At 64.8% G+C, this 12,631-nt stretch carries 11 protein-coding genes, 1 tRNA gene and 1 pseudogene; 9 read left to right on the forward strand and 4 right to left on the reverse strand.

Translation table 11 applies throughout. The annotated features are described in order from the left end of the window. The first annotated feature begins 2 nt into the window (after window positions 1-2). Complete coding sequence (gene cysE / locus AC1DS3_RS12505) at window positions 3-746, forward strand: serine O-acetyltransferase (protein ID WP_441633768.1); 744 nt, start codon at window positions 3-5, stop codon at window positions 744-746. Window positions 747-801: 55 nt separating this feature from the next. Here cysE and AC1DS3_RS12510 read toward each other — a convergent pair whose 3' ends face one another. The 4 genes from AC1DS3_RS12510 to AC1DS3_RS12525 form a co-directional block, all read right to left on the reverse strand. Further along, entirely contained in the window at window positions 802-1,590 is a 789-nt protein-coding gene (locus AC1DS3_RS12510) for a UDP-2,3-diacylglucosamine diphosphatase (protein ID WP_441633735.1), read from the reverse strand. An 83-nt stretch (window positions 1,591-1,673) separates the two neighbouring features. After that, the gene (locus AC1DS3_RS12515; protein ID WP_150983882.1) at window positions 1,674-2,174 is read right to left on the reverse strand and encodes a peptidylprolyl isomerase; all 501 of its coding nucleotides are present in this window, start codon (window positions 2,172-2,174) and stop codon (window positions 1,674-1,676) included. Window positions 2,175-2,206: 32 nt separating this feature from the next. Further along, window positions 2,207-2,791, reverse strand: coding sequence for a peptidylprolyl isomerase (locus tag AC1DS3_RS12520; protein WP_006163145.1), 585 nt, complete (start codon window positions 2,789-2,791; stop codon window positions 2,207-2,209). A gap of 70 nt (window positions 2,792-2,861) precedes the next feature. Next, complete coding sequence (locus AC1DS3_RS12525; RefSeq protein WP_477127266.1) at window positions 2,862-3,560, reverse strand: tetratricopeptide repeat protein; 699 nt, start codon at window positions 3,558-3,560, stop codon at window positions 2,862-2,864. A gap of 254 nt (window positions 3,561-3,814) precedes the next feature. Here AC1DS3_RS12525 and cysS point away from each other — a divergent pair. From cysS to AC1DS3_RS12565, 8 genes and pseudogenes are all read left to right on the forward strand, one after another. Continuing rightward, window positions 3,815-5,069: pseudogene (gene cysS / locus AC1DS3_RS12530) on the forward strand (cysteine--tRNA ligase). 371 nt (window positions 5,070-5,440) lie between these two features. Continuing rightward, the gene (locus tag AC1DS3_RS12535; protein ID WP_477127272.1) at window positions 5,441-5,992 is read left to right on the forward strand and encodes a DNA-3-methyladenine glycosylase family protein; all 552 of its coding nucleotides are present in this window, start codon (window positions 5,441-5,443) and stop codon (window positions 5,990-5,992) included. A 114-nt stretch (window positions 5,993-6,106) separates the two neighbouring features. Further along, entirely contained in the window at window positions 6,107-7,078 is a 972-nt protein-coding gene (locus tag AC1DS3_RS12540) for an acetyl-CoA carboxylase carboxyltransferase subunit alpha (RefSeq protein ID WP_441633743.1), read from the forward strand. Next, a complete protein-coding gene (gene tilS / locus AC1DS3_RS12545; protein ID WP_477127267.1) occupies window positions 7,044-8,510 on the forward strand; it encodes a tRNA lysidine(34) synthetase TilS in 1,467 nt (488 codons plus the stop codon). The genes AC1DS3_RS12540 and tilS overlap by 35 nt, the downstream gene beginning before the upstream one ends. A 141-nt stretch (window positions 8,511-8,651) precedes the next feature. After that, complete coding sequence (locus AC1DS3_RS12550) at window positions 8,652-9,902, forward strand: aspartate kinase (protein ID WP_477127268.1); 1,251 nt, start codon at window positions 8,652-8,654, stop codon at window positions 9,900-9,902. 150 nt (window positions 9,903-10,052) lie between these two features. Continuing rightward, window positions 10,053-10,146: transfer RNA gene (locus AC1DS3_RS12555), tRNA-Ser, on the forward strand. Window positions 10,147-10,269: 123 nt separating this feature from the next. Next, window positions 10,270-11,724 carry a DUF6538 domain-containing protein gene (locus tag AC1DS3_RS12560; RefSeq protein WP_441633748.1) on the forward strand — a complete coding sequence of 485 codons (1,455 nt, stop codon included), beginning with the start codon at window positions 10,270-10,272 and terminating at the stop codon, window positions 11,722-11,724. 210 nt (window positions 11,725-11,934) lie between these two features. Next, the coding region (locus AC1DS3_RS12565; RefSeq protein WP_477127269.1) for an ATP-binding protein at window positions 11,935-12,631 on the forward strand (697 nt) is incomplete at its 3' end.

Below are 12,631 nucleotides of genomic sequence, written 5' to 3' on the forward strand. Positions count from 1 at the left end.
AGATGTTCACTCGCCTGAAGGAAGATATCGACGCCATCATGCGGCGCGACCCCGCCGCACGCAGCCGTCTGGAGGTGCTGACCTGCTATCCCGGCTTTCACGCCGTGGTGTTCCATCGCTTCGCGCACGGCTGCTGGAATGCAGGGTTTCACTGGCTGGGCCGCTGGATCTCGCACTGGGCCCGCTTTTTCACCGGTATCGAGATCCACCCTGGCGCCAAGGTGGGGCGGCGCGTGTTCATTGACCACGGCATGGGCGTGGTGGTGGGCGAGACCGCCGAGATCGGCGACGACTGCACCATCTACCAGGGCGTGACCCTGGGCGGGACCTCGCTCTACAAGGGGGTAAAGCGCCATCCCACGCTAGGTGCGAACGTGGTGGTGAGCGCCGGGGCCAAGGTGCTCGGCGGCTACACCATCGGCGACGGCGCGCGCATCGGCTCCAACGCCGTGGTGCTCAAGCCGGTGCCGCCGGGCGCCACCGCGGTCGGCATCCCGGCGCGCATCATCCTGCCGGACGCACCCAGCGGGCAGCAGGGCGCCAAGCAGGAGTTCTCGGCCTATGGCATCACGCCGAACGCGGACGACCCGGTCTCGCTGGCGCTCAAGAGCCTGATCGACAACGCGGCACAGCAGCACGAGCGGCTGGAGACCGTGATGGCCGCGCTGGATCGCCTGGGCGAGCATCTCGAGAACACGCCGAACGACCGCTTCGACGCGAGCGAGCTGCGCAAGTTGATGAAGTAGGTTGGTGAGGTAGGTTGGTGAGGTAGGTCGATGAAGCGCAGAGGGGGATCCGGCGTCAGCTGACTTGTGGCAGCACGCTGAATCCGCCCGCGTCGAGTTGCAGCACGGCGGCGCGCGGCCGCTTGCCGTCGAGGTCCCAGTCGGTCAGCACCCAGCGCACGCCTTCCGGGCTCTCGTGCCGGGCGGGGCGGTGCGTATGGCCGTGCACCAGGGCCGGCGCCTGGCTGGCGCGCAATAGCGCGGCCACGGCTTGCGGCGTGGTGTCGCCGTAGTCTGGCGGTGCGTCGCGGCGAGCCTGCGTGCGGCCCGCTTCGCTATCGGCGCGCAGGCGGCGCGCCACGCGCAGCCGCACCGCCAACGGCAGCGACAGGAATACCCGCTGCACCCAGCGCTTGCGGGTCCAGTGGCGAAACCGCATATAGCGCTCATCGTCGGTGCACAGCATGTCACCATGGCTGAGCACCACGCGCTGGCCGGCGCAGTCGATCACGGTGGGGTCGGGCAGCAAGGTGGCGCCCGCGGCGCGCGCAAAGCGCTGCCCCAGCAGGAAGTCGCGGTTGCCGTGCATCAGGTAGACCTGGACGCCGCGTTCGGCAAGCTGGCGCAGCCTGGCGGCCACCTGCGCCGCGAAGGGGCTGTCGGTTTCTTCGTCGCCAACCCAGAATTCAAAAAAATCACCCAGGATGAACAGGGCGCGCGCCTCTTGCGCCGCGCGTTCGAGCACGTGCTCGAAGGAGGCCAGCGTGCGCGGCATGCCGGGGGTGAGATGCAGGTCGGAAATGAACCACGCCGGCGCTGGCACCGCGAGGGCGCCGGCGGCCGGCGTGGATGGGGTCACAGTCATGCGGTTGGAAAGAGAAGCTGGCCTGACGTCATGGTGCGAMCCCGCGGGGCTCGGTGGAACGTGTCCCGGTGATGGCCCGTGGCTTATTCGACCACCACGGCCTTTTCGATGACCACGTCTTCGAGCGGCACGTCCTGGTGGAAGCCAGCGCTGCCGGTACGCACGCCCTTGATCTTCTCGACCACGTCGGTACCGTCGGTCACCTTGCCGAACACGGCGTAGCCGAAGCCTTGCGGGGTCGGCGAGGTGAAGTTCAGGAAGTCATTGTCGACCGCGTTGATGAAGAACTGCGCGGTGGCCGAGTGCGGTGCGTTGGTACGCGCCATGGCAACCGTGTAGCGATCGTTCTTCAGGCCGTTGCCGGCTTCGTTCTCGATCGGGGCATCGGTGCCCTTTTGCTTCATGCCGGGTTCGAAGCCGCCGCCCTGGATCATGAAGTTCTTGATCACGCGGTGAAAAATGGTGTTGTCGTAGTGACCCTTGCGCACATACGACAGGAAGTTTTCAACCGACTTCGGTGCCTTTTCAGCGTCGAGTTCGATGGTGATGACACCCTGGTTGGTGTGGAGCTCTACCTTGGACATTTGCGTTCCTTTGTTCGGTGTTTGTTCGGCGGTTATTTGACGACAGTAGCCGACTCGATCACGATCGGCGTGGCCGGCACATTGCGCATCGGGCCATACGAGGTGGTGGGCGCGTTCTTCATCTTGTCGACGGTATCCATGCCTTCCACCACCTTGCCGAACACGGCATAGCCGTTACCGTCCGGCGATGGATAGTCGAGACTGGAATTATCCACCACATTGATGAAGAACTGGGCGGTGGCGGAGTTAGGATCGCTGGTGCGCGCCATGGCGACCGTGCCGGCCTTGTTCTTCAGCCCGTTCTGGGCTTCCAGGGGGATCGCCGCGCGCGTGGGCTTTTGCTTCATGTCGCGGTCGAAGCCACCGCCTTGCACCATGAAGCCGTTGATCACGCGGTGGAAGATGGTGCCGCTATAGAAGCCGCTCTTCACGTACTCCATGAAGTTCGCGACAGTCTTGGGCGCGGCGTCCGGATAGACCTCGAGCGTGAACTTGCCGGCGCTGGTGACGAACTGCACCCGTTCGGTTTTCGTCTGCTGTGCCTGAGCGGCCAGCGGCGAGAGCGCCATCGCGGCGGCGGCGATGCCGGCAAGGACTAGGCGACGCGAAAAGATCATGCTTGACTCCGTGGATCGGGGAAACGATAGGGCCGGGCAGGGTGGCGGCCCGGCCCGTTGGGCAAGGTAGTTAAGGCCTGGGCGCTGCGGCCGGCGCGCTGGCGGCCGCGCCTGGCTTGCCGGTGCCGCCGGCCGGCGGCTGGGTGRCCGCGGCAGGCTGCAATTGCTTGAGGCTGGCAGCGGTGCCCGCATCCTTGGGATTGCGCCGCAGTGCGTTGCGGTAGGCATTCTCGGCCAGGCGGCGGTAGACGTCGCCAAGGTTGGCATAGCCCAAGGCGAAATCGGGTTTGACATCGATCGCGATCAGCAATTCCGCTTCGGCGCGCTTCAAGTCCCCACGCTTGGCGTACAGCAGCGCCAGGTTGTTGTGCGGCTCGGGCAACTCAGGGAAGTCCTGGGCCATGGATTGCAGTGCCGCGATGGCCTCGTCCTCGCGCCCGGCCTGGGCCAGGGCCCATGCACGCTCGAAGCGCGCCTGGGCGTTGCGCGGGTTGGTGGCCAGCACGCGGTCGAAGCGGTCGATGGCCTCGCCATACTGCTTGCGCGCCGCCGCCTTCTCGGCGTCGGCCATGCCAGGGTCGGCCGAGCGCACGCCGCCAGGTGTCGTGGCCGGCACCGCGAGCGATAGCGGACCGTTCTGCGCGCGCGCAGGCCCCGCTACGGCAAGAAGGCCGGCCAAGATCGCCGCCAGGGCGAATGAGGCGGCCGCAATGCGTTGGCGCGCGGGCTGGGATGACACGGTTGCTATGGTGGGCAGGAACAGGCTCATGTATGGGCGGTCCGTTATACTCCGCGGCATTCTAGCAAAGCGCGGCCATGCCGGCCCGGGTATCKGCGCGCCGGCCTGCGCAGGCCAGGCCCGCGCCGGCTTGTCCGTGGTGCGGTGCAAGGCGGGCGACGACCTGCCGCGCCCGGGCGCTTCCGGTAAGATATGGGTCGCGCCAGGCTTTGCGTTGGCGCAAGTTGCCGGTCTCGCGAATGGCGCGACAATGGCGCCAATCCCTCATCCATTCACCTCGTTTCATGCATCCTCTGAATATCTACAACACGCTCGCGCGTGAAAAGCAGCCTTTCGTGCCAATCGAACCCGGCCGTGTACGCATGTATGTCTGCGGCATGACGGTGTACGACTATTGTCACGTCGGCCATGCGCGCGTGATGGTGGTATTCGACATGGTGCAGCGCTGGCTGCGCACCGCCGGCTACGACGTGACGTATGTACAGAACATCACAGACATCGATGACAAGATCATTCGCCGCGCCGCGGAGAATGGCGAGACCATCGGCGCGCTGACCGACCGCTTCATCCGCTACATGCACGAAGACGCCGATGCGCTCGGCATCCAGCGCCCGGACCACGAGCCGCGCGCCACCGACTACGTGCCGCAGATGCTCGACATCATCAGCAAGCTCGAAGCCCGCGGCCTGGCCTACCACGCCAGCGATGGCGACGTGAACTATGCCGTGCGCAAATTTCCCAACTACGGCCGCCTGTCGGGCAAGTCGCTGGAGGACCTGCGCGCCGGCGAGCGCGTGGCCACCAACGAAGCCAAGCACGATCCGCTCGACTTCGTCCTGTGGAAGTCCGCCAAGGAAAGCGAGCCCGCCGAAAGCAAGTGGGATTCCAAGTGGGGCTCGGGCCGCCCGGGCTGGCATATCGAGTGCTCGGCGATGAGCTGCGCCCTGCTGGGCGAGCATTTCGACATCCACGGCGGTGGCGCCGACCTGCAGTTCCCGCACCACGAGAACGAGATCGCGCAGTCCGAGGGCGCGAGCGGCAAGACATTCGTTAACCTGTGGATGCACAACGGTTTCGTGCGCATCAACGACGAGAAGATGTCGAAGTCGCTCGGCAACTTCTTCACCATCCGCGACGTGCTCAAGGAGTACGACGCCGAGGTGGTGCGCTTCTTCATCCTGCGCGCGCACTACCGCAGCCCGCTGCACTACAGCAATGTCCACCTGGAAGACGCCCGTCACTCGCTGACGCGCCTGTACACAAGTCAATCGCACCGGCTCCAGCGCGATGGCGCGCCAGCTCAAGGGCTTGGCCGCCACGCTGGGCCTGCTGGGGCGCGACGCCCATGCGTTCCTGCAAGCCGGCAAGCCGGCCGATGGGCTGGAGCCGGAGCAGATCGAGGGGCTGATCGCGGCGCGCAAGCAGGCCAAGGCCGATCGCAATTTTGCCGAAGCCGATCGCATCCGTGCCGAACTGCTGGCGGGCGGCGTGGTTCTCGAAGACAAGCCCGGCGGTGCTACCGAGTGGAGGCGCGCTTGAACGCTGCCGTGCGCAAGACGGCGACGCCCGCGGCGCCGTCCAAGACTGCTGCGACCACCAAGGCCAAGCCCGCGGCCAAGCCGCTGGCGCCCGTGAAACTGCCTGCAAAGCCGCTGAAGGCAAGCCCGGCGGCGAAAGTCGCCAAGCCTGTGAAAGCGGCCGCCAAGGCCGCCGGCAAGTCACCTGGCCCGGTGCTCAAGGCGGACGGCAAGCCCGCCCTCAAGATCGGCGCGCGCGCGGCCAAGGCGCCCGTGCTGCCGGAAGCCGAGGCGCTGCCCCTGCCGGTCGAAACGGTGGTGGATGCCATGCGTCCGGCTTACTGGGACGAGGCCTGCGCCGACCTGATGAAGCGCGACCGCATCCTGCGCAAGATGATCCCCACCTACGGCCCCGCGCACCTGATCTCGCGCGGCGACCCGTTCATCACGCTGGCCCGCTCCGTGGTCGGGCAACAGATCTCGGTCAAGGCCGCACAGACGGTGTGGGAGCGGCTGGTGGCGGTCTGTCCCAAGCTCACGCCGGCGCAGATGCTCAAGGCGGGGCACGACAACCTGGCCGCCTGCGGCCTGTCGCGCCGCAAGGCGGAATACATCGTCGACCTTGCCGAGCATTTCAAGGCAGGGCGCGTCCATGTGAATAGCTGGACCGAGATGGATGACGAAGCCGTCATCGCGGAACTGACGCAGATCCGCGGCATTGGCCGCTGGACCGCCGAAATGTTCCTGATGTTCAACCTGATGCGGCCCAATGTGCTGCCGCTCGATGACGTCGGCCTGATCAATGCCATCTCGGCAAATTACTTCAGTGGCGAGCCCGTCACGCGCAGCGAGGCGCGCGAGGTGGCGGCCAACTGGGAGCCCTGGCGCACCGTCGCCACCTGGTATATGTGGCGCAGTCTTGATCCCCTGCCTGTGACGTATTAGGCTGGAAGGTAGCAAAATTTGCATGGAAGTGCGCGAGACTGCATCCGCAGACTTGCGGTTTAGTGGGCGAATTCCGGTAGAATGCGCTCCTTCACAGACAGGTACGCGAGTCTCATGAAAACCACCTTCCTAGATTTTGAGCAGCCGATTGCCGAACTCGAGGCAAAGATCGAAGAACTGCGATTTGTGCAGGACGATTCGGCTGTCGATATCTCCGAAGAGATTTCGCGGCTGGCCGGCAAGAGCCAGCAGCTTACCAAGGACATCTACGCCAACCTGACCCCATGGCAGGTGGCACAGATCGCCCGGCACCCGCAGCGTCCTTACACGCTGGACTATGTGCGGGAGATCTTCACCGATTTCCACGAACTGCACGGCGACCGCGCCTTTGCCGACGATCTGTCGATCGTGGGCGGCCTGGCCCGCTTCAACGGGCAGGCGTGCATGGTGATGGGCCACCAGAAGGGCCGCGACACCAAGGAGCGCGCGCTGCGCAACTTCGGCATGTCCAAGCCCGAGGGCTATCGCAAGGCCAAGCGCCTGATGGAACTTGCCGACAAGTTCGGCCTGCCGATCTTCACCTTCGTCGATACCCCGGGTGCATTCCCCGGCATCGACGCCGAAGAGCGCGGCCAGTCCGAAGCCATCGGCCACAATCTTTACGTCATGGCCGGCCTCAAGGTGCCCCTGATCGCCACCATCATCGGTGAGGGCGGCTCGGGCGGCGCACTGGCGATTGCCGTGGGCGACGTGGTGCAGATGCTGCAGTTCGCCACCTACGCCGTGATCTCGCCGGAAGGCTGCGCGTCGATCCTGTGGAAGACTGCCGAGAAAGCGCCGGAAGCTGCCGAAGCCCTCGGCCTGACCGCGCACCGCCTCAAGGCGCTCAGCCTGATCGACAAGATCGTCAGCGAACCGCTGGGTGGCGCGCACCGCGACATCAAGGGCATGGCTGCCATGCTCAAGCGTTCGCTGGCGGATTCGCTGCGCCAGTTCCAGGGCATGAGCGTGAAGGAGCTGCAGGCGCGCCGTCATGAGCGTCTGCTGGCCTATGGCAAGTTCAAGGAAACCGGCGCACCGGGCTGACCCGTCCGCCGGCTTGACCGACAAGGTCGCACAGGCGCTTCAGGCCGGTGCGGCCTTTGTTGTTTCTGGCGACGGCGCACGGGCAGGCACGGTGGCGGTGGCACTCTCCGGCGGACGCGATTCGGTCGCGCTGCTGCACGCGCTGCGTGCGGCGGTGGTGGCGTCGTCGCTGCCACTGCGCGTGGTGGCGCTGCATGTGCATCATGGCCTGCAGGCCGAGGCGGACCAGTGGGACGTGTTCTGCGCGACGCTGTGCGCCGACTGGCAACTGCCGTTTTACAGCCAGCGTGTCTCGGTCAGCCAGGGGCAGGGCGAAGGGCTGGAGGCGGCGGCGCGCCGCGCGCGCTACGCTGCGCTCGAATCCATGTGCGACGAGGCCGGGGCGGCGTTGCTGCTGTTTGCCCATCACCTGGACGACCAGGTCGAGACCGTGCTGTTGCGCTTGTTTCGTGGCGCCGGGCTGGCCGGGCTTGGCGGCATGCCGCGCCTGCGCAGGCTCGGGGCAAGGCAGCAGATTGTCTTGCTGCGTCCGTGGCTCGAGGTCGGGCGCGACGAGATCGATGCGTACTGCGCTGTGAATGCGCTCCCCTGGATCGACGATCCTTCCAATGACGATTCCCGATTTGCCCGCAACGCGCTGAGGCAGCATATGCCCGCGCTGGCCGCGGCGTTTCCCGCGTTGCGCGCCAACGTGGCGCAAGCCGCCGCGCACCTGGCGCAGGCCAGCGAATTGCTCGATGCGCTGGCTACGCAATGGATGGCGGGGCTGGTGCGCACGCCGCGCGATACCAGCACGCTGGCTGAACTCGATCTTGCCGGGCTGCGCGCGCTGCCGCCGGCCGAGGCCGACGCCGTGCTGCGCCTGTGGCTGCGCGAGCTTGGCACGCAGGCCCCGTCCACCGCGCGGCTGTCCGCCATGCGCGCGCAACTGATCGAGCATGAAGGCGGTGAACCTGCCATCCAGCACGAGACCCTGATGCTGCATCGATTCAGGGGGCGCGTGCTGGCCCGCCGCGCGGGGCCTGCCATTGACTCTGAAGACCTGGCGCTGCACTGGCAGGGCGAGGCACGCCTGGCCGTGCCTGCGTGGCACGGCGAACTGCGCTTTACGCGCGACGATACTTTCGGCCTGCCGGAGGCAGCGCTGCGCCGGCCCCTGCGCCTCGCCGCGCGCCAAGGCGGCGAGCGCATCGTGCTGCGCCCGGGCGGGCCCGCGCGCGCGCTCAAGCAGGGCTACCAGGAGGCTGGCGTGCCGATGGCGCGGCGTGCGCGCCTGCCGCTGCTGTGGTCGGGCGATCAGCTTGTGTTCGCGGCGGGCCKGGGCATGCACCGGCGCTGGCCGGATGCGCCGGCCGCGCCGCGCTGGCGTGTCGAATGGGTCGAGTGGGTCGAGCCGGTTGGTTCGCCCCGGCAGGGCGCGGCCATCGAGTAAGCCTCGGCAGGCAGCTTTCCGCCCGCAATATTCCTCGCGCGCCACTTGCCGTGGCCGTCGTCCGAGCTGCCCACACCTTGCCTTGGTGCTCCCCTTCGTGTATTTTCAAGGGTTTGCACAATTGCTGGTGTCGACAAACAGATGGCTCTCATCGTTCACAAATACGGTGGCACTTCGATGGGTTCTCCGGAACGCATCAAGAATGTCGCCAAGCGCGTTGCCAAATGGCATCGTGCAGGTCACCGCGTAGTCGTGGTGCCTTCGGCCATGTCAGGCGAAACCAATCGCTTGCTTGGCCTTGCCAAGGAAATCTCGGCGCAGCCGAGCCCGCGCGAGCTGGATATGCTGGCCGCCACCGGCGAGCAAGCCAGTTCCGCGTTGCTCGCGATTGCGCTGCAAAGCGAGGGCGTCGACGCGATCAGCTACACCGGCTGGCAAGTGCCGGTGAAGACCGACTCGTCCCACACCAAGGCCCGCATCGAGTCCATCGATGACGAGCGCATCCTGGCTGATCTCGACGCCGGGCGCGTGGTGGTGGTCACGGGCTTCCAGGGCATCGACGACAACGGCAACATCACCACGCTAGGCCGCGGTGGTTCCGACACCTCGGCCGTGGCGATCGCCGCCGCCATCGAGGCTGAGGAATGCCTGATCTACACCGACGTGGACGGGGTCTACACCACCGATCCGCGCGTGGTCGAAGACGCTCGCCRCCTGGACCAGATCACCTTCGAGGAAATGCTGGAAATGGCCAGCCTGGGCTCCAAGGTGCTGCAGATCCGTTCGGTGGAATTCGCCGGCAAGTACCGCGTGAAGACCCGCGTGCTGTCGTCGCTCACCGACCCCCTGATGCCCCTCGAGCAAGAAATGCACTCGGGCACGCTGATCACTTTTGAGGAAAATTCTGAAATGGAAGCAGCCGTCATCTCCGGCATCGCCTTTGCCCGTGACGAGGCGAAGATCACCGTCCTGGGCGTGCCCGACAAGCCCGGCATCGCATACCAGATCCTGGGCCCGGTAGCCGACGCCAACATCGACGTCGACATGATCATCCAGAACCAGTCCGTCGACGGCAAGACCGACTTCACCTTCACCGTGCCGCGCGGCGAATACCAGCGCGCGCTTGCCATCCTCAACGATGGCGTGAAGGCACATATCGGCGCCGCCAGCGTGTCGGGCGACCCGAAGGTATCGAAGGTCTCGGTAGTCGGCGTGGGCATGCGCTCGCACGTCGGCATCGCCAGCAAGATGTTCCGCACGCTGTCCGAAGAAGGCATCAACATCCAGATGATCTCCACCTCGGAAATCAAGATCTCGGTGCTGATCGACGAGAAGTACATGGAGCTCGCCGTGCGCGCGCTGCATAAGGTGTTCGAGCTGGATCAGGCGTGATCCATGCAAGGCAGGCCGCTTGCGGCCTGCGCTTCTAACGGGCTGTGCAAGTTTTTTAAATTAGTCATCGAATCACCGTTGACCAATTGAAATTGGCCCGATAGAATACGCGCTTCGTTGTGTGGCCTCCCTCACACAACGGCAGATTTGGGAGACGTGGCCGAGAGGTCGAAGGCACTCCCCTGCTAAGGGAGCATCCGGGCCAAAACCTGGATCGAGGGTTCGAATCCCTCCGTCTCCGCCACTACATCGTATTGGCGGCGGAACCCCGGAAGATTGCGGTCTTCCGGGGTTTTGTTTTTTGTGGGGTGGTTCCAGCGGTACACTATGCCGCGCAGGTGTTACACCCGTACCTGTAGAGAACCCGATGGCTACCAACATCCAGAAGCGCGGCAGCGTCTACTACTTCCGCCGCAAGATTCCCCTAGACCTCATCGAGCAGCACAACGGCAAGCGCGAGATTATCCGCAGCTTGGGCACGAAGGACCGTCCCGAGGCCGAACGTCTGGCACGCAAGGTATCTGTTGAACTCGATGACGAATGGCAGGCCATGAGGGCAGAGCCGTCCGGCCCGGCAGCATGGCCTGACGACACCGACTTCGTAGACGTTGCTGGCAAGCTGATCCCCGTTTCGACTGGCCCGGCCCCTGCGCCTCAGCAAGTCACGCAGGCAGAGATTGATGCGGCTGAACTGGCCGACCAAGAAGCAGCCGGGCTGTACATCGCGGACGAGTACGCCGAGGAAGCCGCAGAGGAAGAAGCGGACAAGCTGATGCGCGTTATTGGTATCGTAGAGCGTCGCAGAGCAGAGGCTGGTATTGGACCGCTACCTCCCGCCGTAAAGGCCGCCATAGCGCCTAAGGGAGCGATGGCGGACCAATCCAGCAAGGCCGCTGCCTCGGGCCAGAATCTTGAGGCCCTTATCCCGACATGGGAGCTAGAGCGAAAGCCGACGAGCAAGACCGTGGACGCTGTGCGCCGAGCGGTCCGCGAAGCAGGCGACCCGGACATTCACGCAGTAACGCGAGCAAGCATCGTTGCCACCCGGGACAAGTGGCTGATCTCCGGGGCCAGCGTGGCGACCGTCAATAAGAAGATTGGGTTCCTCCGTCTGCTGCTTGGTGTTGCCAAGGGGCGGGGCCTGATCGACGTGAACCCGGCAGAGGGCGCGGAGTTGCCGCTACCCAAGCGGGCCGTAGAACTGCGGAAGCCTTACAGCCCCGAGCAGGTCAAGGCCGTTATGGCTGCAACCGATGGCGCGAAGGAATCCGACCCGGCGATGTACTGGCTTCCCCGGTTGGCCCGCTGGACTGGTGCCAGGCTGAACGAGTTGCATCAGCTACGGCGCGAGGATGTTCAAGAGCGGGAAGGCGTGCCGGGCCTGATGATTACCGACGAGGGCGAGCACGGCGAGGGCGCGGCTATGCGCCTCAAGAACGAGGGTTCCCGCCGATGGGTGCCGCTGGCCGTGCCGGTGTTGGTGTTCGCAGAATGGGCCAGTACGCGCCCCGATGGTCCGCTGTTCCCCGCCAAGCCGGGTGTGCATGGCATCGTGTCTGCCGCATTCTCGAAGCGATACGGGCGGCTGCTGCGCAAGACCCTCAAGATCACTGACACGCGCATCACCTTCCATTCCTGGCGGCACGGGTTTGCCGACATGTGTCGGGCCGCTGGTGTCGCGGCTGATGTGCGCATGGCCCTCATGGGGCATGCAGAACCGGGTGTATCAGGGACGTATGGGGCAGGGGACGGGCTACCAGCCAAGCGGCTTATAGAGGCCGTGGCCCGGCTGGCTGTACGGGCGGAAAATGCGCCTGGCTAGTCCGGCTTCGCTTTCGAGAAGACACTGCCCCGGAATTCATCGTAGAAAGTCATGACTTGCTCCATCCCAGCGTCATACACCTGGCTTCAACCTCCGCCTTGAAGCCCAACTTCTCCAGTCAATCGCGTCCTGCGTTTCTCAGTTGCATTCACGCTATTATTTGGCGATAGGTGGATAATCACCGATTAGACAAAGGGGAAAGGGGGCGGAATGCTGACTGACGCGGAAGTTGCCGCAGCTGTGCAAGCGACTGATGAAGTTTGGCGCGACGCGAATGTCCGCCGTAACCTGTTCGGTAACGCTCTTAAGAAGGTGCGAGTCGCCGGCATCCGTGGAATCAATGCGGAGATTGAGTTCGGGTGGCCGGTCGTGGCGGTCGCTGGTGTGAACGGTACGGGAAAAACCACTCTMCTTCAAATCGCGTCGGCTGCTTATTCAAGGGCGCAGGGTGGGCGCTATTACAAGCTTGGCGAGTGGATTCGCAATGAACTGCATGGCGACACACCGCCGGTATCAGCAAATGCGCGCGTTGCCTTTTCGTTCTTAGATACGCCAGACATCCCAGTCCCGTATGAGGCGGCGAACAGTCGTTGGCGCTATCCACGCCGGGGTAACCCGCAGCGCTATGTCGAGTTCATTGGAATCACTAGCTTCAGTCCACGCATCGAGCAAAGAGGGCGAGTTCACGTTTTTCAGTCGCGTCTGGAAATTCGAGCCTCCGAACCACTATCGCGTCAAGCTATCCAAAGTATCTCCACTATTTGTGGAAGGGCGTTCACGGCAGGTCATGTACATACAGTCGGATCACCCAACGGGACATGGTCGGAGAGTCTGCCGCAGCTTACTCGAGATGCAGTCACGTATTCCGAGCCGCACATGGGTGCAGGAGAGCAAAAGGTGGTTCGGC

It is taken from the genome of Cupriavidus sp. 01L46 (assembly GCF_056399905.1).